This is a genomic window from Paenibacillus sp. FSL K6-0276 (assembly GCF_037977235.1).
Classification (GTDB): domain Bacteria; phylum Bacillota; class Bacilli; order Paenibacillales; family Paenibacillaceae; genus Paenibacillus_AQ.
The window spans coordinates 4,488,014-4,508,594 of the sequence record NZ_CP150276.1 but is presented as its reverse complement, the minus strand read 5'-3'; the positions used below and the strand labels follow the sequence as shown (position 1 = coordinate 4,508,594).

Genomic DNA, 20,581 nt, shown 5'->3' with positions numbered 1-20,581 from the left:
CAGCTGAACTATGGAGGTATGACAATGCATTTGAAGCAACAGCGTAAGATTATTTTTGCCATCACCATAGCCTACACCCTTTTGATTCTTTATTTTTTGTTTCTCGCTTTCGGCAGGGTAGGCACGTTAGATCAAATCACCGAATACACCTTTATTTTTTTACCAGACGGTTTTTTTAGGCTGCCAAGCCTATCGGATCTTCTGCATCCTACGCTGATGGATTTTGTGGGTTTTGGGAACGTCGCAGCCTTCATCCCTTTTGGCATCTTGATTCCGTTGTTATATCGGACCAACTTTATTCGATTCATGACATTGTTCGTTCTGTCTATTCTCGTGCTGGAGACGATTCAGGCACTAACGTTCCTCGGCAGCTTCGATATGAATGACGTCATACAGAACGCATCGGGCGCAGCAGTCGGATTCGGGGCGTACAAACTTGGCTTTCGTACGAAGAACATCTGGAGAAGTATTGCTGCTACGGGCATTTCTGCTGTTGTCCTTATGCTCGGGGTCTGGGGGATCTTCGGGATCGTCGACCAAGCGTTCACCAAAGAAATGGGCCCCTTTGTGGCGATAAATGAACTGAAAAATAGCACCGGAAACCCATCAACGGGAACCAAACGGTACAGTCTCAAGATTGGCGGTCAAAACGTAGAACCCAGATATAATGCGTATAACGTCGAAGGCAAAAAGAAAGAAACGTACACATATACGTTGGGCAATAGGGAGGAGATATATCTCTCCTTGAATTATGGAATTCCCGATCAGAAGGATTTCCAGGGCAGCATCAGGGTTACCGTCGATGGACATGAGTTCCTGTCCGTATCTGCAGAAGCTCAACGCCATGAGCCGGATATGTCCGAAATTTTTCTCCTACAGGCCAATGAGCTTACGATCACCCTGGAGGGAAATGAGACCCTATGGGATGTTGGATATAGAGAGATGGTATATTTCTGGAATTGAGCACCAAGGAAAGGAGGTATGACAATGGAAATTTTAAGAATCGAGCATCTATCTAAGATATACGGCACCGGCGAATCGGCGGTAAAGGCGCTGGACGATGTTTCTTTTTCGGTCCAAAAAGGCGAATTCGTCGCGATTATCGGCCCGTCCGGTTCGGGAAAATCGACGCTTCTCCATATGCTGGGCGGCGTGGATCGGCCGACTGGCGGTAGAGTTTTTGTTGAGATACGGACATGTATACCTTGAACGAAACGCAGCTGGCCATCTTTCGACGCAGGCAAATCGGCCTGATCTACCAGTTTTTCAATCTGATTCCCGTCCTGATGGTGGAGGAGAATATTACGCTGCCACTCTTGCTGGATAACCAAAAGGTAGATCAAAAGCAGTTGGATGGCCTTGTGCATACGTTGAATTTGCAGCATCGATTAAACCACCTGCCGAATCAGTTATCCGGCGGACAGCAGCAACGGGTCTCGATCGGAAGAGCGCTCATCGGCAATCCTGCGATCATGCTGGTAGACGAACCGACCGGGAATCTGGACAGCAAGAATAGCAGCGAGATCGTCGACTTATTAAAAACAGGATCATTTCGATTGAAGACGGGAGGATTGCCAAAGACGAGGTGATCCGACGATGAACATTGTCAATACACTAACCATCCGGCATCTGAAGCAAAACAAAAGACGAACGCTCGTAACCATCATCGGCGTCATCATTTCGGTTGCCATGGTGACCGCTGTCGCTACGCTTGTTTTTTCCTTTTCGGATTTAATGATCAGGCAAGTCATTGCGGATACAGGGGAGTGGCATGTCCAATATCAAGATGTATCCAAAGAACAGCTCGCGGCGGTACACGACGATGATTCAGCCAAAACCGTTGCGATCACAAGAGATCTTGGCTATGCCCCATTAGAAGGGGGACAGAATCCCAATAAGCCGTACTTGTTCATCAAGGAATATGATGCACAAGGTTTCGCGCAATTTCCAATTGAATTAAGCAAGGGGCGTCTTCCGGAAACGGACAAGGAAGTCGTTATGTCCGAAGCCGTTGCAACGAACGCCAAAGTGAAGTATGAAATCGGCGATCGTCTAACCCTTCGTGTCGGCGAACGATTCGAGCAAGGGGGCGATCATCCCCTGGATCAGACCGAACCGCTGCGTAGGGAAGACGGTACATTGACCGAAACGTTGCAGCATATAAAGACAAGGGATTATACGGTGGTGGGCTTCATCAAGCGTCCCGTTTGGGAAACAGCTTGGGCTCCGGGCTATACGATCATTAGCTATATCGATGAAAACATCATCGGTGCAAACGATCGAGTCAATGCGGCGGTGGTCATTCAGAAAGTCAATCCGTCCTTATTCGCTCATGCGGAAAATTTGGCTAAGAGGAACCATATCGAGACGGTCCAATATAATAACGATTTGCTTCATTACTACGGCTTGTCCAAAAGCAAAGCCTCGTACAGCACGATGTACTCATTATCGGTGATCCTGATGGCGGTCATTATGATCGGCTCGGTTTCGCTCATCTATAATGCTTTTGCGATATCCGTCTCGGAACGTTCCCGCCATTTAGGGATGCTCGCGAGCGTGGGGGCTACGAAAAGGCAGAAGAGAAATTCAGTGCTTTTTGAAGGAGTCGTCATTGGCTTGATCGGCATTCCCATTGGCATCCTATGCGCTCTTGCCGGGATTGGGATCACCTTTTGGTTCATGAACGCCATGATTCAAGGGGCATTATGGACCAATGAACAGCTTATGCTCATCGTCACGCCGTTATCGCTCTTGATTGCCTGTGTTGTCTCGATGTTGACGATTTTAATTTCGACGTATCTCCCGGCGATCAGAGCATCCAAGGTATCCGCCTTGGACGCGATTCGCCAAACAACCGACTTAAAGCTTACGGTCAAAGCTGTAAAAACGTCGAAGTTCATTCGCAAGCTCTTCGGCATCGAAGTGGAAATCGGGCTGAAAAATTTAAAAAGGAACAAACTGAAATATCATGCCATCGTTTTTTCACTCGTCATCAGCATCGTTTTGTTTTTAACGGTATCGTTTTTTACGGCCGGCATGAAACAATCCCTGGAATTGTCGCGGGAAGGCGTCAATTACGATATTGAAGTATCATATGGCAATGGAAAAAGAATAGACGACCGGTTGATGCAATCGATTGTAACCCTGGATGGCGTAACGGAATACAACGTGATTCACGAGTTGTATAAGAACGCTTGGGTCGATGAAGCGTTCATTGCCGATGAATTGCAAGAGAAGGTTAAGAAGGATAAGAGTTTACTGCAAGACGGAAAATATCGTTACGATATTAAGATCCATGCATTGAACGATTCGAGTCTGCAAGTCTATGCTAAAGCGATCGGCGCGGATTACGAACGGCTCACGGATCCGGATCATCCCGCCGCGATCGTGATGGATACGATTCATTACAAAGATATGGGTACGGGAAAATATGTCCAGACGAAGGCCGTGTATACGAATGTCGGCCAAAGCATCGCGCTAACCAATATCTATAAAGAAAATGGGGTGGAGGAGAAGGTAAGTAAAGTGACCGTTGCCGCGTTGACGGATCGAGCTCCCATGGGGATGAATACGACTGGCGTGGGCGGGTTAAATATCATCGTCTCGGAACCGTCATGAATCGACTGGCAGACGCCGAGGACTTAGCTAACGTTCAGACATTCCTCCATCTGAAAAGTACGGAACCGATTAGAACGCAGCAGGAAATCGAAGAGATGCATGAGACCAATCTGAATGTCTACAATGTATATCAATCCAGAAAAAGTGAAGAACAACAGATCCTATTGATGTCCGTCTTTTCTTATGGTTTTATCGTATTAATTTCAGCGATTTCCATTTCGAACATTTTCAATACGATCTCGACGGGCATATTCCTTCGAAAACGAGAGTTTGCGATGCTGAAATCCGTCGGCATGACGCCAAAAGGCTTTGCGAAAATGATGAACTATGAAAGTGTTTTTTATGGGGTTAAGTCGCTGATATTTGGGCTCCCCGTCAGTTTCGTCGTGATGTATCTGATCAATAGGGCATTTGCGAACAAATTCAGCTACGGGTTCACCCTCCCTTGGATGAGCATTCTGTCTGTCATTGTCGGTTCCGCCATGCTATATTCAGGCGCGAAAGTAAAAAAGGAAAACATTATTGATGCATTAAAGCAAGAGAATATATGAAGGCCATCGGCCCTGACTTGGTTGAAGTCAGGGCCTGCTTCGTTTTGGGGAGTGTTACCGAGCCTACACGACAATTTATTGCACGCGTTAAAGTAAAAGAGACTCAGGTTAAATGGATCTTCGGGTGGTTTTCGCCGATAGCCTCCTAGATGATTACGTTAATTAAATAATTCATATAAATGAAATTATTTCATAATATATTGCGTGTTACTCTAATATATATTATATTATTCACGATAATGAAAATTCGGGGTGAAGTGATGAATATAGGAATGGAAATAAAGAAATTGAGGACTGAAAAAGGAATTACTTTGAAAGAGTTAAGTGAAAAAAGCGAACTATCTGTTGGATTTCTGTCTCAATTAGAAAGGGGGCTTACTACCATAGCAGTTGATTCACTTGAAAAACTAGCTGATATTTTGGAAGTACATTTAACACATTTTTTTGATTATCCACTTAAAAGAAAAGATATGGTTTTAAGAAGTTATGAACAAGAATTAATGGATTTAGTAGAAGGTGGTTTTATTAAGTATAGTTTAAGTACAAATTTAGAAAATAAACAACTTTTTCCAAGGCTTATAGAAATTCTTCCTCAAAAGAAAGATGAAGAAATATTATCCTATAAGCATAAGGGAGAAGAGTTCATTTATGTTTTAGAGGGTATATTAACAGTTTACATAAATGGTAAGAGGCATGAAGTATATCCTGGTGACAGTGTCCATATGGACTCAAATATTGCCCACAATTGGGCTAATTATACGAACAAAAAGGTCAAGCTTATAGCTGTTAATACACCTAATTATATCTACAATAGTGGGTTTAATACTACTGATGCTGATTAGTAAAGACATTATATAAAGTAAATAGAAAGTGATCATAACAATGGATAAATTTGTATTATATCTAATCGGTTCTTTTTTTGTAATCGGAGCTATTGATTATATTACCGGAAATCATTTGAAACTGGGTGGGAAATTTGAGGAAGGCATAAAGACCATGGGAGCTTTAGGGCTTGGCATGATAGGAATACTTTCTTTAGCCCCTATATTTACAAATTTTTTATCCGCTGAGATTATTCCAATCTTTAGAGTTTTGCATCTAGATCCTTCTATCGTTCCTGCAGCATTTTTAGCTGTAGATATGGGGGGCTATCAAATGGCTAATAAGCTAGCATTGACAGAGGAAATGGGGGCATTCTCAGGAATTATCATCGCATCTACATTAGGAGCTACAATTAGTTTTTCAATACCTGTCGCGTTAGGGATGCTTTCTAAAGAGGATGAAAAATACTTTTCTAAGGGTGTGTTGGTTGGAATTATTTCTATACCAATAGGATGTCTTGCAGCAGGTTTATGGCAAAAAATAAATATCATTATATTAGTATGGAATCTGGTACCTATATTTGTTTTTGCCATTATTTTAGGAGTAGGATTATTAAAAGCTCCTCATGTTTTTATGAAACTTTTTAATGTATTTGGAAAGCTTATAATGAGTTTGAGTATTGTCGGATTACTTTTACAAGGTATCGATGTGATATTTGGTGTAAGGCTTGTCTCAGGATTAGCACCACTATCTGAATCTACTGTAATCGTAGGCAAGATCGCATTTGTTTTAGGTGGAGCATATCCTATGCTAGCATTTATCAATCGAATTTTTAAAAATAGTTTTAAAGAAATAGGGGACAAATTTGGAATTAATTCAGTGTCAGTAGCAGGCATTCTAGGAAGTTTGGCTAGTAATCTGTTGATATTTGGAACATTTAAGGAAATGAATCCTAAAGGAAAAGTGGTATGTACTGCCTTTGGAATAAGTGGAGCATTTGTATTTGGAGGTCAATTTGGATTTGTGTCAGGAGTAGCCCCAGAAATGTTAGGAGCGTTTATCATATCAAAGCTTACAGCCGGAATAATTAGTATAGTACTAGCTGCATGGCTATATGATCGTGAAAATAAAGAATTTAGTCTTAAGGAAAATGGAGGTATTAGTAATGAATATCAGGGATAGGGTCGAAAAGTTAAGACAGCTAATGAAAGAAAATCAAATGGATGCTTATATAATTCCCAGTTTTGATCCACATCAGAGTGAATATGTAGCAGAACATTGGAAATGTAGACGATGGATATCAGGATTTACAGGGTCTGCAGGTACTGTAGTTATTACATTAGAGGATGCTGGGTTATGGACAGATGGTAGATACTATATTCAAGCGGAAAAGCAGCTTGAGGGCTCAGGAATCAGATTATTTAGAATGGTGGATCCAGGGGTACCCTTTTATTCAGAATGGCTAGCAGATGTTCTTAATGAAGGAAGCATTGTGGGCTTTGATGGAAATGTTTTCTCAATTAATATGGTTAAAAAGATGGAAAAAGATCTAAAAGCAAAGAGAATCGTATTAAAAATGAATCAAGATTTAATTGATGATCTGTGGGAAGATAGACCGGAGATTCCTAAAGGTCCAATTTTTACTCATGACGTAAAATATGCAGGCAAATCACAAGTAGAAAAATTAAATGAAGTAAGAAAAGAAATGAAAAATATAGGAGCAAATTATTATATTTTAACTTCCCTTGATGACATTGCATGGCTTTTGAATATAAGAGGGGCCGATGTGCCTAACAATCCAGTTGCAATAGCTGATGTAATCGTAGCAGAGCATAAATGTTATTTATTTATTGATTCTTGCAAGGTTCCCTCTTTGGTTAAATTAGAACTGGAGGCTGAAGGAATCGAGTTAAGAGCGAATCATGAAATACAAATATTCTTGGAAAATCTTTCGAGCGGTGATGCCGTTATTTTAGATACGAATAAAACAAATATCAGATTATATAATGCCATTAACAGTACTACAAAGAAAATTGAAATTCCTGACATCACGACTAATTTAAAAGCTATTAAAAATGAAGTTGAGATAAAAAATGTAAAATGGTGTGAAATAAAAGATGGTTTAGCTATGGTGAAATTTATAAAATGGCTAAAAAACGTTGTAGACAAAGAAGAAATTACAGAGATTACTGCAGAAGAAAAATTAGAAGATCTCAGAAGGGCGCAGGAAGGATATGTTGGACCTAGCTTTGATACGATAGCAGGATATAGAGAACATGCTGCGATGATGCATTATAAAGCCAATAAAGAAACGCAATTTACTCTTAAGAGTGAAGGTCTTTTTTTAATTGATTCAGGCGGACAGTATTATGATGGAACAACAGATATTACACGAACGATTGTTTTAGGAAAACTTACCGATGAACAAAAAAGAGATTTTACTTTGGTGTTAAAAGGATTTATTGCATTAAGCTCAGTAAAATATTTATACGGAGCTACAGGCTCTAACTTAGATGTTTTAGCAAGGCAACCAATATGGCAGTATGGTTTAGACTATAAATGCGGGACAGGACATGGGGTAGGTTTTTTCTTAAATGTTCATGAAGGACCACAAAGCATAAGGAATAATAATAATAATGTTACATTAGAAAAAGGCATGATTATTACGAATGAACCGGGAATATACCTTGAAGGTAAATATGGAATTAGAATTGAAAATATGATGTTAGTAGTTGAAGACGAGAAAACAGAGTTTGGTCAATTTATGAAGTTTGAAACCATTACGTATTGCCCAATTGATTTAGCCGGTATCAATAAAGAGATGTTAACAGAGAGTGAAAAGCAATGGTTAAACAATTATCATCAAGAGGTATATACGAAGCTAGCTCCTTATTTAAATGAAGAAGAGAGCGGATGGCTAAGGGAAGAAACTAGGGAAATATAAATAGGTATTGTCGTAGAAATTACAAAAGAGACATATGGATTAAATTGAAGTGCACCCCATAGAATTACATCGGAATTTACCCAGGGGTTTTTCCAATGTCTATTCTAAGGGGTGCACTTCACCATGGATTTAGTGCTGTTTTTTAATGCAAAGTTCCTGCCACTTCTCAAGCCAACCGTACTGTTCATCGCAAAATTCTTTGGATATACTCTGCAATCCTTGACACCGCACTATTCTTGAGATGATTTGAAAATGCCTTATCGCAATAAAATCAAAAACAGCATGAAACTCATTGTTGCTCAATGTGCGTACTTTACTATATCCCGAATAAAAGCGTTCGTACAAACGCATGGTTTTATCATACATCGATTCATGAAAGTGATTAAAGTTGGTATCGTCAGACATGTATGCAACATCCATACTCGGATAATCACCCGAAGCGTCGTCAAAATCAAAGAGAACGTACTCTCCGCTTTGGTTTCTGATCATATTTCCCGTGTGAAGGTCACCGTGACAAAAGTTTTTGGGAAGCTTTGTTATGCGTTCCCATAATTCATTGCCATACTGTTCGAGTTCAAGGATTTTTCCTGAATCAAAATCCAATTTTCGCATAATGGAGATGTAGTCGTCTATGTAATCGTTTTTAGTTCTGTTGATAAGCTTATCGGGGTATTTTTCCATTAAATTATGGAGCTCTCCGATCTGTTTTCCGATGCTTTCCGCCTCGATCTTACCGTCAGGCATGGCTCCCTCAACATAATCGTACAATATTCCTGCGCAGCAACCATCGCGAAAACTGAGAATGATATTGCTATCGTTTTGGTCAGTCCGAACAATAGAAACCGCTGGATATGAATTTTCTTTTAAATAATCAAGGATGCGAACCGTCTGCAGTGCGTCATCTGTTTTAAAGCTTCGGTATATTTTAAGCATATACCTTTTATCCCGACTCTGTAAAAAATATACCTTACCGATCATCTCCCGATGAAGTTCGATATGTTCAATATTAATGTGATATGAACGGTTGATATCGTTGATAAGGCTATCATAATCCATATTCTATATTCCCCTTTTCGGCGTCTCAGTAATCGATTTGGTTTCTTATCCTTGTTGCACTGAACGAAAATGTCGCTGGCATATGCACACCCACTCTTAAGTCATAGTGATTATCCCATTTGAAGTTAGTTATTGTATAGTTGAAAATTAGTTATACCAAAAGTGTCCTGGTTGGCGGAGTGAGATAAAAACTTGCCATTACAGCCAACGCGGTGATGCGTATCGCACATACTGGTATAAGCCCTAAGTCTGTTGTATTTTACCAAGCGGTTCTCTATACTCTTCATAAGACTTGGGGCGGGAGAGGGTAATGGATGATCACTCTGAAAGATATAGGGAAGTTCGCAGAGCTGCCGGAAATTGCGATTCATATATACGAAGGAAATATGCCGGCACTGGAGACTGCAATTGCGGCAGGCTGGGATATTGAAGAGGGCATCGTACTTAGCAAATATACGACGTTAAGCTCGCTGGATCTGGCTCTTGTATCGGAGAGATTGGATGTTGTAAAGCTGCTGGTAGAACATGGCGTCAATCTGAATGTCAAAAATAATCCGGCTTTTTTGCTGGCAGTACGCTATTGCAAGGAAGACATCGTTCGCTATGTCGCAGCGCAAGGCGCCAAGCTGGACAAGCTCAATCAAGTCCGGTCAGGAGCATATTCACAGGCCTACTATGGCAACAAAAAGAATATCCCTTTCATTCACGAGCTGGGATTGGATATTAAGCAGCATGCCGGCGCTGTATTGCGCACAGCCGTGTCGGACCATGACCGTAATACAGTCGCTTATTTACTCGATCATGGGGTGGACATTAATTATAACGAACCTGATATGGTCTATCCTTATCAAGCAACCCCGTTAACGGTTGCAGCGCGTATGGGCAATCTGGCTATGGTAAAATACTTGGTTGAACGCGGCGCTGACGTTACCTTAGCGGAAAAAGACGGCGAGCGGCCGTATACGATTGCGGTCAGCAATAAGCATACGGAGCTGGCTGACTATTTGAAATCGCTGGAGCCGGCCGATTTTCATAATGTGGAGAACAAAAAGTATGAGCTGCAAAAATATAAATTGACCGATGAACTGGTCAGCTTCCTTACCGGAGACAAGCTGCACCTTGAGCTCGCGCCGAATGAATACGAAATCGCGTATATCGATTTCTTCACATTGACCGATACGATTGAGATGAAGGTCGGCCGGCAAAAGCTGCTGCGTCTGTCAGCCGATATCGATAATTACTCCCATATTCAGCTAGTGTGGAATCCGAAGAAAAAAGGCCTAATAGGCTGTTATGACGTGGAGCATAAGGAGTATGCGGACTTGTGCAGCTTTGCGGAGTTTCTGGCGCAGCCTGAAATGTATATTATCAAGTATATGGAAGGTGAATTGTAAATGAAGACCCGCTATCTATTACGCCCGTAGAGGAGGACAGCAGCGGTCTTTTCGCATTCATGGTAATTAATAGTCAGCAGCCTCACACCCATAACGAGAAGAGGTAGAATAATGGAAAAAGCCCTTTTGGAGCAGCTAAACCTTTGGCATCGAGATAAAGAATATGAAAACATTATAGCCGCAATTTTGGACATTTCTGAACAAGAAAGAGATTATGATACAGTCGGTCATTTGGCAAGAGCGATGAACAATCTGGACCGTTACGAAGAAGCGGTGCAGCAGCTTTTGACGATTGATAAGCAAGGTGAGAACGACCCTCTTTGGCATTTCCGTTTGGGTTATTCCTATTATTACCTGTCGCAGTATGAGGACGCAGTAAGAGAGTTTGAAATCGCGAATAAACTTGACCCCGAGGATAAAAGTGCGTTGATGTTTTTAGATAGGAGCCGTAATAGTATCGGAAAGCAAAAGAAACGTAATCAAAAGAAGTCGAAGACCGTGCAGACAGCGAGCGAACGGAATTTTGCAGAGAGAATGAAACCTTTTCGGTTAGTAGAGCATGATAGCGGAAATATATCCATGCTTTTGGATGTCGGTACTTATAAAGATGAAGTTTTTCAAACAAGGGCAGACGAGGGTTTTGAAGGCGGCGGTTACGATTGGGGTTCTGTGGCTGCTGTTTTTCTTGAGGAAAGAATGCCTCATCTGGCCGATGTCGTGCATTTTGACCCAGAAGCCTCTATGTTCTGCGCTTATTCCGACAATAGAGTGGCTTTGCAACATTTTGCGATTGAATTTAAGGATGCTTGCGAGGACGATGCCGTATTTAGGGATTTATTCTCCCGCGCTGAATTGGATTGATCAATGTGCAGTCGTCTGTTGCGGAATCGGAGGCGCCCATTTAACGCAATATGGGTCGGGAAGGGATTTTCATCATTACAGCGCATGCAAAATAAAGAAGCCTTCCCACATTGTGAAAGGCTTTTTACACGTTTGTTTATACATACTTGCGGATCGTTTCAGCCAGCCGATCGGCAACGTAGCTCGCTCCCGAAGCAAGTTGACGGCTGTCAAACCGCACCCTTACAAAATGCTCATCCGAGTCAAGCGCTTCGGCGAACAAGCCGGCTAAGCCGCGCGCCATGCGGTCGATCTGCAGCAGCAGGTCGATGCCGTCCTCATCCGGGTAAAAAATGATTTACAATTCGTCGAGCTGGCCTCGGAACTACGAAGAGGGAACGAATTCGAATTCTTGAACGAAAGGTACCCCGTTACGGATGAATATGAAATTCCTGATGATTTAGACCCGTTCCCAATTGGATTCTTTGGAGAAGACAGCATCGCTATCCTTGATAGAAAATCTGGAAAGATTTTAATGTTAATGCATGACTGCGGTGAAGACAATCCACTTAAAGATGTTTCAGAAAACCTTATGGAGTTAATGAAATCTCATGCAAACTCAATCATTGAATTTATGGAGAATGAGTGATTTATTCTGTTTAAGATCGATACTGCATATAACTCTTTTTTCTTTTCCTGCTACCCCATACAAGATATAACACAAATCAAAGAATTTGGATATTTTCATGATACACCAAGCTCCTATTCTATTGAAGTTAACGGCGGCAGAGAAACCGATAAAAGTCGAGAACTTATACAAATGCGTATGATATCAAAGAATCCTAATAAACAGATACAATCTTTTTATCGAACATTTCAAAGGGACTTAAAGAAAATTTCAGGATTGCAAAAGAATACCCAAAAGAATTATTTTTACTTACCAACGGAAAAAATTATAATTCCTGCTAATCCACATTCACAGAACACAAGAGATAATTGGAAGACTTTTAACTTTCAAAAATTGAGAGTCTTTTGTGATACTGTCCAGGACATTTGTAGGGATAGTTTACGATAGCTGAGGATTAAAGTGAAGTGGTCATCCATTAATACTAACGAGACACTATAGCACAACGACAACAGGCTGCCGGCATAATCGGCAGCCTGTTACGCTAACGGGCAGAATAATTCCAATATGTGGTATTATGATCGCATGTGGTTTGGTTGCAGTCATTGCGCTAACGGCAACAGTATGAACTGAATACCAAAGTAAGGTTAACTTAATAAGAAGGTAGGGATTGGAGGAAGGAAAGTATGAGGAAAGAAGACTGGATTAAAGTAATCTTAGTAGTATCACTATTTGGGAATGTGGCTTTATTTATGAATCATAACCGTGTCAATAAAAATCAAGAATTGAAATATGAGTTATTAAATGCGTACATTTACCGAGATCTAACCCAACTAGAAGCAACAATACAGTATCAAATAGATAATAATTGGGATAACGAACCTCTTGTTACTCAAAAATTAGATGATGCTATTGATTCAGTTATCTTACACACTGGAATGGAAAGAGATGATGATAAGGAAGATATTCTTTCGGAGCTATATGATTACTTGAAAGAGTTCAAGGTTGGTGACGAAACCTTAGCGGTTAGGCTAACCGCTAAGCAACGAACCGATTACATTTATTTAGGCGAGAAACTCCGTTCAAGCGGGTGGAACTATAATGTAGGATATGATACTAGATGGGATATTTTTGAATCAAAGGTAAAGGGGCTCATAGCGGAATCATAAAACTCGAAAGATTAAATGCATATGGATGAGTATTCAACTGATGCGGAAAGACCAATAAATCTTTATCAAGACAATGTAACAGTAGAAACCACACTACAGTTGGTTAAGCTCCCATGAAAATAGAATCAGCTCAAAACCTGAAAAAGAGCATAATAAAGAAGACCCAGAATAACACTTTTTAAAAAAAGGCTGAGCCTTATGTGTTCTTTAATAAAGTTAGATAGAGCGAAAATAACAAACTTCCTTCCACAACCAAAAAAGGCTAGGCTGGTGCAAAAACCAGAGTAGGATTAATCTCCCATGAGTGCTTCCCAAAAGGGAGCGACAATCTGTGATGCACCGTGGTCGTTGGAGTCAGACTAACGGATGGGCTCTAAGGCACCATAGCTTATCGACCTTCTTCGCCAGCCATAGTAGCAGTATAGACTGATTTTCCCATTTTCATCATCTGTGGTGCAGCGCTTGCGCTGCATGTGTGGCTAACGGGAAACGATAGTGGAGTAGTTTGCAGCGATGCAGTTCCTCTTGTTCATTGAAGTAAGGGTAGGATCGTTGAGCATGTTGCCGAATCGTTTAGATAGAAAAGAAATCGATATTTGGAGTGATTCTATATGCTTGGATTGCCAAAAGGTGAAGTTTTTTTAGTCCCTTGGACTGTAGAGTGGGAAATAGAATTCCTCTTAGAAAAAGAGAAAATACATCAGGCTTTATTTAATAAAATATTATCCATTCATCATATTGGGAGTACATCCGTAAGAAATCTAAGTTCTAAACCGATTCTTGATATTGCGATTGTCATTCCTTCGTTTGAGATTGGCTTGGAGTGCGTGGTCCCTTTAGAGCAACTTGGATACACGTACAGAGGATCTGATCTCCTACCAGATAGACATTACTTTAACAAAGGCGAACCGAGAACCCACCAAATACACATGTATGAGAGCGAAAATAGATATTTACTTGAACAATTGTCATTTAGAGATTATTTACGCAATAACGAAGTGGCGAGAATGCAATATGAAGAACTTAAACGGGAATTGGTAAAACAGAATAGCAAGAATAAGCACAAATATGCTGACGATAAGACTGAATTCGTGAAAATCATTTTAAAGAAAATAAGCGATGAGAACAACAAGCATCAGAAATAAGCACGCCATTAAGCTATCGGGAAACGTTAGCTGAATAGACTTACAACGGTAGCCGGACAACGATCGGCTACCGTTTTCTCAACTAACAGGCAGGATAATCCAACTGGTCACCGAATACTAAACTCAGGTTTTAGAATGACTAAAGATAAGGATGAATTATGTGCCAAATGATTATGTTTGGGGGATTTTCGTTGCTGATGCTTCAACTGGTTTTCCAAATTTCTTTCCAATAGGTATTTACACCACACGTGAGTTAGCCATTAATGAAGTCGAAGCTTTGCCAAGAGATCACAATTATCAATTACTTCGAATGCCGCTAAATAATAACTTCGCATATTACCATAGAAAGAGTAGTAAGTTGGTTGGAATGGATGCGATCCATCATGAACATTTTCATTTCAAAGATGAAAGTTAAACCGATTGGTTGTTACGCTAACGGGACACTTTAGTTCAAAAATGAGAGGGCTGCCGAGAGCTAGCCCTTTGTTCAACAAACAGGCAGTTTAGCGTAGTAAAGTTAATGATAATTGACCATTGTGTCGGAAAGAGTTTGTTTGGTGGTATTAAACAGATGGAAAGTTTTACTAGCAGAACGTTAAATGGAAGTAGCCTTAGAGCCCTTCCTTAATCTGCCGCCCCGCAAAATTGGTTCAACTAACGCGTATGATATCTTCAAATTTGAAGGGGGCATGAAATTGTAAAGAAAGGTTGTTGTGTTGTTTTGAACGAAAGAGCGGGATAGTGGAATAGTTAGAGGGAATTAATAAACACACATTTTATATTACATATATTTTTTATATAATAGATGTTTGCATTTGATTAATCTGTACGAGGGAGAATAATTATGGGGTCCTCATGGTGGAAAAATTTATTTTATTTTGTTGTTTTCGTATTTGCGTTATTCATGACAATCAATGATTATCCCCCACTCCTGACAGTCGGGGTTGTTAGCGTTGCAGCCTTATTAGCGTTTCTACTGTTCTTTTATTATCCATTGCTATTTGAAAAGCGCATAGACCGCTTGGAGTCCTTTTTGCGCAAACAGAAAAAAACGCCTGCGATTTACATTAACTATGTCTTAGCGAACAGGCTAGAGGATGAAGCAAGATTGATTATAGATCAGCTTATGAGCAAATATAAGAAGGCAGAGACACAGGCACAGTTCAAAGCGGCTTTCGGTGTTTATCAGAAGGATATGGCTACTGTTCGGGAAGCTGTGCCTCATATGCGTAAATCCGATTATCGCACGTATTACGAAACGTTTTTGCTAATAGAAAACAGGGAGAGCGATCAAGCGAGAGAAACCCTTCAGTCAATCAAGAAACACTGGATGAGATTAACGCTGCTTGTGGAAATAGAAATTAATGCTGGCCGCTATGAAACCGCCATTCAGTATGCTAGGGAAGCACTAAACTCTTCCAGAGGCGTCCACCGTTATGTGCTATATAGAAAATACGAAGAGGTATTGCCGCAAGCTGTTGAAGGCATATCATAAATTCACACGTTTAGCCAGGTTGTTACCATGCATCAGATTCGCCATCAGATGGCCACGTGAATTGAACGGCGCGCAGTCGTCCTGCTTTTTGATTAAAGTAACGGGACACGATAGTTCAATCACCAACAACTAGGCCGTCGACGATTACTTCGACGGCCTTCCGTGTATATTATGAAAGCTTGATCATAGTCCTAGGATTAAGCTTTGTTTGATTCTTTAATTCGGGAATTTTCCTAGCAGGTAGGAATCCCATAGTTTATTGATAAATTCAATATTGATCTTGTTTTCAAACACCTTGGAAATTAGACCGAAGTCGTCCGACGTATACCCTGCCAGCTCTGAATTCTGGGTTATCCGAAAAGTTTGCTTGAACACAAATTCCCTAATTTCTCTAATCACCTTATTTTCAGAGGGATCAATTTTATCAACTTTTTCGTAACTTGAACTCCATGCCGCATCAAAATTCAACAGCATCCCTAGCGTCTAATTCAGCGTCCCAATCAATAGCCTGGAACTGCAGCTTCGCTTGAACATACATACCCGTTAAAGATTCATGCTGGTGAGTGAGATAGCGTAAATTCATGAGATGCTGACCCCGTTTTTTGATGGGTTCAAACTCTTCTTTATAGAACAGCGCCCCAAGTTGATAGTCATCAGCAGCATCCGTCTTGACCCGTCTCAAATTAGTTTTTTTTGCTTCATATGAGATTAACAGATTAATGACGATGTACAGATACTGGTGCTCATCAAGAAACTGAACAACAGGGCTATGATAATGGCAGCAGCTGATTCCACTGCTCTAACATAATTAAGAAAAGACGATAATCCCTCTAGATCATGATTAAATCTAAAGATCTTCCCATGAGGTACTCCACGGTCTAAAAAAGCTTGTGCATGGCTCTCTCCCTTGGACACATCCAAACCAATGACTGGATTCATGACATCACTCCTGTAGTATTTTCACCGGCAACCCCTAACCTTCTTGTCTTCCACACTATCGCATGTGATACGGGATCAACGTCCCAACCAGCCTAACCATGGTTGAACAAGTAGGGGGGGATGAACAGAATAGCTCTCGGGATCCAAGTCCCACGGGCAGAAACGTTCGATCCCCGGCTACCGCTATCTTACGACCACACAAAAATGAGGTCCACCAGAAAGATCTGGTGACCTCATAATACGAACGGGCAGGATAGTATACTTGTGATTTGCTAGCAAAGCAAATTGGACAAAACTTTGAATAAGGGCGCCTACACAGGCGTTCTTATTTTTTGCTTTTATGTTTTTTATATCATGCGTATCATATACCTGTAAAAGTATATCCGTCGATTGCCATTGTACTCTTGGCAGGTTGGAATTACCGATTACAGCGATAAGGGGCCATTCATGCATCTTTCGTTTTTAGTATTTGAACTAATAGAAATGCACAATATTCTCGCATCTTATTCTCCTATTTTGGGAGGGTATTTTTATGCGAAGGATAGCGTAAGAGGATGACTAGGCTAATGCTAGATGCTAGAGATGAAGGATCACGACTTATTCCGTGTAAGCTGAAACGGACGATATTACAAATAAGTGCGGTCATTGTTTCATTCCTTCCCAACCGCTGATTAAGTCATAATATTGACAAGAAGCAAAGGATATAGGAGGAAGCATGATGGAGATCGTATTGAAAAACGAACCCAAAAGGAAAAAAATAAGATCGTACTCATTGGAGAAATTAGAACGGCGAGCTGGCTTGTTGTTTGCCACTCCGGCACTTATTGGTTTTTTATTGTTTGTGCTGATCCCCATGATTTGTGTTTTCTTGCTGAGTATTTTCAAGGTTGATTTGATGACTAATACGTTCGAGTTCAAGTCATTTATCTACTATGACAAAATGATCCACGACGCGGACTTCTGGAAAAGCGTCAGGAATAGCTTGGTCTATATGGTCATTTATGTTCCTTTAACCTTAGCAATGGGTCTTGGGATGGCGCTCATCTTGAATAGTAAAATGCGGGGAAGAGGTATCGTTAGAACCTTCTTCATTATTCCCTACATCACTACGTACGTTGCAACTCTTGTTGTATGGAATGTATTCCTTCACCCGACGGAAGGCCCATTGAACAGCTTGCTCATGAGTCTGGGGGTAAATCACCCACCCCAGTACATGGTCGATGTAGATTGGGCACTTCCCATCCTGGCTATTATTGGTTCATGGAAAGACGTTGGCTATCATTGTATCTTGTTCTTGGCCGCCCTACAGTCCGTGTCCAAAGACTATTATGAGGCGTCTTCTATTGATGGAGCTAATGGGTTAAAAAGGTTTAAGCACATCACGTTTCCGCTTATTTCTCCAACCTCATTTTTTCTGTTATTAATTACGATTATCGGAAGTCTGCAAGCCTTCAATCAAATGGCGCTTCTGACTAAAGGTGGACCAGCCTTCAGCACGACTACGCTGACGTACCATATTTATCGTTCTGCGTTCGAATATTATAATTTCTCTTACGCTTCGGCAGTAGGCATGTTCTTATTCTTACTTACTTTGGTGTTTATATTAATCAACTGGTTTGCTCAGAAAAAGTGGGTTTTCTATCAATGATTCATCACGGAGGGAGGTTTTGAACGTGCTGTTAAGCCACAAAGTAAGGTACACAGTTCGCTCTATTATTTACTTGCTGATAGGTCTTATCTTTATCACGCCGTTACTGTGGATGTTTTCTACTTCTTTCAAATATGAGAGTCAAGTATTCGAACGGCCGTTTGTTTTTTTTCATTGGGATCAGATCAATCTGGATAATTATAAGCATATTTTGACGGAAACCGCATTTCCAACCTGGATGTGGAATTCCCTGTTTGTCGTGGTTATTTCCGTGGTGTTCAGACTTCTGCTATCAACTTTGGCAGGATATGCTTTCGGCTATCTGAAGTTCCGTTATTCGGAAATCATTTTTTTCTTCTTTCTGACAACGATGTTTATCCCCTATCAGTTAACCTTGCTCCCTCAATTTATATTCTTTCGATTTATTGGTTTGCTGGATACGCATTGGGCGTTAATTATTCCGAACATCGTCGACATTCTGTCTATTTTCCTGATGCGACAATTTTTCCTCACCTTTCCGAAAGAATTAGTCCAAGCAGCATATATAGAGGGATCTGGTATTTTTCGTTCCTTTATAAAAATTGCGCTTCCGCTAGCTAAAACACCGTTGTTAACGCTGGGACTTCTTAGCTTTTTTATGATCTGGGATCAGTATTATCAACCGCTTATCTTCTTACATTCCAAAGAGATGTATACAATACCGATGGGTCTTCAAAGCTTCCAGACGCAATTCGGTAAGCAGTACGCGATGCAAATGGCATTAGCCTGCTTAGCAATTATCCCGGTACTCGGCGTGTTCCTAGCCCTTCAGAAGCAATTTATCGCGAGTATAATGTCTTCAGGGTTAAAAGGATAAGAGCGTACTATTTTACAAATAGAAAAGCACTTATTACATTTGAGAGAATCCGATTCCGGTTCATAATGAAAACAAGACCAGATAAATAAGGGGAGGTTACAAAATGATTAAAAAGTCAGTGTTAATTTCAACAGCATTTCTACTTTTGTTCGCACTCTCCGCTTGTGGCAGCAAAGGAAACAATAGTGGTTCGGACAAAGAAGTAACGCTTAAGTTCTTGAATATTTCGGAGTATATGGATTCCACAGAATTCAAGGCGTTCTTAGAACGTTTCCAAGAGAAATATCCGAACATCAAGGTCGATCCAATTTCTGTACCTCATGAGCAATACATTAACAAGCGCAACATCATGCTGGCTAGCGGTGAGCAAGTCGATTTGATCTGGGGCAATGGTGTAGAACAATTCGATGCTATTAATAAAGGCTTTCTAATGCCGCTTGACGATGTCGCCAAAGAAGTTGATGTCGATATGGCTAAAGATTTCGGTGACTTTAAGCCGGATAAAGACGGTAAATATTATCGCTTCCCGATTCAACAAAATAACTGGATGCTGTATTACAACAAAAAAGTATTCGATGATGCCAAAGTACCTTACCCAGATGCCAAAGTGCCAATGACATGGGATGAGATGGCTGTCGTAGCACAGAAGCTTACCAACCTGAGCGGCAAGGAAAAGGTATATGGCATGTTCTATAACAACTGGGGAATGTATTTCTACGGTTACGGCAGCCAGTTGAATAACGGAAAGTTCTATACAGAGGATGGCAATGTCAATATCAATGCTCCGGAATTTAAACGTAGCTTGGAATGGATGAATGATGTCATGAACGTCAAGAAGGCAGCCATACCGATTGCGGAGTTTATCCAGAATAATACGGATTTCCTTTCCTATTGGAACGGGAATTACGGAATGGTTGTAGGAGCACAGTGGTATGCCCAACTTGCGGCGACGAAGAAGGATCAATTCCCACGTGACTGGAAAGCGGGTATCGCCCCAATGCCAGTTCCAACGGAAATGGCAGGTAAGCACATGAACTGGTCCAGTATCGATTCTTTAGGTATACCGAAGAACTCGAAGAATGCAAAAGAAGCGCTTATCCTTGCAAAAGAATATATTACAGATTACACATTGAGTACGGGTACGCTTCCAATGTATACTAAGGTAAATAAAGACAAGTATTTTGAAGACTTAGCCAATGCTTTGAAAGATGACGATATTACACTTGAGCAAGTGACCCACTTGTTCGGCGGTGATCCTAATGTGATCAACGTAGAAGAGAAGCCAATATTGGGTGCACCGCAAGAATACGAATCAACATTTCTCGATCTCGTCAGCCAATACTATACCGGCTCGAAGACGGTTGATGAGGTGTTGAATGAAGTGAAAGAGAAGGTAGATATAGCGATCAAAGAACAAAAAAATAATTAGGCCCAGCGGCTAAGCCCATCATTTGTGGTGGGCTTAGCTCGTTGTTACTA

At 40.9% G+C, this 20,581-nt stretch carries 16 protein-coding genes and 3 pseudogenes; 16 read left to right on the top strand and 3 right to left on the bottom strand.

Going from position 1 to position 20,581, the window contains the following annotated elements; genetic code table 11:
• Positions 1 to 24 precede the first annotated feature (24 nt).
• From MHH52_RS21345 to MHH52_RS21320, 6 genes and pseudogenes are all read left to right on the top strand, one after another.
• Positions 25 to 963 carry a VanZ family protein gene (locus tag MHH52_RS21345; protein WP_340004340.1) on the top strand — a complete coding sequence of 313 codons (939 nt, stop codon included), beginning with the start codon at positions 25 to 27 and terminating at the stop codon, positions 961 to 963.
• A gap of 24 nt (positions 964 to 987) precedes the next feature.
• Positions 988 to 1,600: pseudogene (locus MHH52_RS21340) on the top strand (ABC transporter ATP-binding protein).
• Positions 1,597 to 4,169, top strand: a pseudogene (locus MHH52_RS21335) (ABC transporter permease). Before MHH52_RS21340 ends, MHH52_RS21335 begins: the two co-directional pseudogenes overlap by 4 nt.
• 260 nt (positions 4,170 to 4,429) lie before the next feature.
• Positions 4,430 to 5,011, top strand: a complete 582-nt coding sequence (locus tag MHH52_RS21330) for an XRE family transcriptional regulator (RefSeq protein WP_340004339.1) — start codon at positions 4,430 to 4,432, stop codon at positions 5,009 to 5,011.
• A gap of 40 nt (positions 5,012 to 5,051) precedes the next feature.
• A complete protein-coding gene (gene eutH / locus MHH52_RS21325) occupies positions 5,052 to 6,173 on the top strand; it encodes an ethanolamine utilization protein EutH (protein ID WP_340004338.1) in 1,122 nt (373 codons plus the stop codon).
• The gene (locus tag MHH52_RS21320; protein ID WP_340004337.1) at positions 6,157 to 7,935 is read left to right on the top strand and encodes an aminopeptidase P family protein; all 1,779 of its coding nucleotides are present in this window, start codon (positions 6,157 to 6,159) and stop codon (positions 7,933 to 7,935) included. Before eutH ends, MHH52_RS21320 begins: the two co-directional genes overlap by 17 nt.
• A gap of 129 nt (positions 7,936 to 8,064) precedes the next feature.
• On the opposite strand, the gene MHH52_RS21315 is transcribed toward MHH52_RS21320, so the two are convergent.
• Positions 8,065 to 8,991, bottom strand: coding sequence for a phosphotransferase (locus MHH52_RS21315; protein WP_340004336.1), 927 nt, complete (start codon positions 8,989 to 8,991; stop codon positions 8,065 to 8,067).
• A gap of 314 nt (positions 8,992 to 9,305) precedes the next feature.
• Here MHH52_RS21315 and MHH52_RS21310 point away from each other — a divergent pair, with 314 nt between their 5' ends.
• Entirely contained in the window at positions 9,306 to 10,385 is a 1,080-nt protein-coding gene (locus tag MHH52_RS21310) for an ankyrin repeat domain-containing protein (RefSeq protein ID WP_340004335.1), read from the top strand.
• 111 nt (positions 10,386 to 10,496) lie between these two features.
• Positions 10,497 to 11,246: an Imm51 family immunity protein gene (locus tag MHH52_RS21305; RefSeq protein WP_340004334.1), complete on the top strand. Its 750-nt coding sequence runs from the start codon at positions 10,497 to 10,499 to the stop codon at positions 11,244 to 11,246.
• A 75-nt stretch (positions 11,247 to 11,321) separates the two neighbouring features.
• Here the strand turns inward: MHH52_RS21305 and MHH52_RS21300 are convergent, their stop codons facing one another.
• Positions 11,322 to 11,459: a hypothetical protein gene (locus tag MHH52_RS21300; protein ID WP_340004333.1), complete on the bottom strand. Its 138-nt coding sequence runs from the start codon at positions 11,457 to 11,459 to the stop codon at positions 11,322 to 11,324.
• Between the two features lie 178 nt (positions 11,460 to 11,637).
• Here MHH52_RS21300 and MHH52_RS21295 point away from each other — a divergent pair, with 178 nt between their 5' ends.
• The 5 genes from MHH52_RS21295 (at position 11,638) to MHH52_RS21275 (ending at position 15,659) form a co-directional block, all read left to right on the top strand.
• Positions 11,638 to 11,874 (top strand): hypothetical protein, encoded by a 237-nt coding sequence (locus MHH52_RS21295; RefSeq protein ID WP_340004332.1) that lies wholly within the window; start codon positions 11,638 to 11,640, stop codon positions 11,872 to 11,874.
• A 662-nt stretch (positions 11,875 to 12,536) separates the two neighbouring features.
• Positions 12,537 to 13,019: a hypothetical protein gene (locus MHH52_RS21290; RefSeq protein ID WP_340004331.1), complete on the top strand. Its 483-nt coding sequence runs from the start codon at positions 12,537 to 12,539 to the stop codon at positions 13,017 to 13,019.
• A 611-nt stretch (positions 13,020 to 13,630) separates the two neighbouring features.
• Complete coding sequence (locus MHH52_RS21285; protein ID WP_340004330.1) at positions 13,631 to 14,164, top strand: GrpB family protein; 534 nt, start codon at positions 13,631 to 13,633, stop codon at positions 14,162 to 14,164.
• 160 nt (positions 14,165 to 14,324) lie between these two features.
• Positions 14,325 to 14,579, top strand: coding sequence for a hypothetical protein (locus MHH52_RS21280; protein ID WP_340004329.1), 255 nt, complete (start codon positions 14,325 to 14,327; stop codon positions 14,577 to 14,579).
• Positions 14,580 to 15,068: 489 nt separating this feature from the next.
• The gene (locus MHH52_RS21275) at positions 15,069 to 15,659 is read left to right on the top strand and encodes a hypothetical protein (RefSeq protein ID WP_340004328.1); all 591 of its coding nucleotides are present in this window, start codon (positions 15,069 to 15,071) and stop codon (positions 15,657 to 15,659) included.
• Between the two features lie 502 nt (positions 15,660 to 16,161).
• On the opposite strand, the pseudogene MHH52_RS21270 reads toward MHH52_RS21275, so the two are convergent.
• A pseudogene (locus MHH52_RS21270) lies at positions 16,162 to 16,598 on the bottom strand (transposase); the annotation flags it as partial.
• A gap of 715 nt (positions 16,599 to 17,313) precedes the next feature.
• Between MHH52_RS21270 and MHH52_RS21265 the strand changes: the two are divergent.
• The 3 genes from MHH52_RS21265 (at position 17,314) to MHH52_RS21255 (ending at position 20,531) form a co-directional block, all read left to right on the top strand.
• Positions 17,314 to 18,246 carry a sugar ABC transporter permease gene (locus MHH52_RS21265; RefSeq protein WP_340004327.1) on the top strand — a complete coding sequence of 311 codons (933 nt, stop codon included), beginning with the start codon at positions 17,314 to 17,316 and terminating at the stop codon, positions 18,244 to 18,246.
• 25 nt (positions 18,247 to 18,271) lie between these two features.
• Complete coding sequence (locus MHH52_RS21260; RefSeq protein WP_313638529.1) at positions 18,272 to 19,102, top strand: carbohydrate ABC transporter permease; 831 nt, start codon at positions 18,272 to 18,274, stop codon at positions 19,100 to 19,102.
• 103 nt (positions 19,103 to 19,205) lie between these two features.
• Positions 19,206 to 20,531: an extracellular solute-binding protein gene (locus MHH52_RS21255; protein WP_340004326.1), complete on the top strand. Its 1,326-nt coding sequence runs from the start codon at positions 19,206 to 19,208 to the stop codon at positions 20,529 to 20,531.
• Positions 20,532 to 20,581 lie beyond the last annotated feature (50 nt).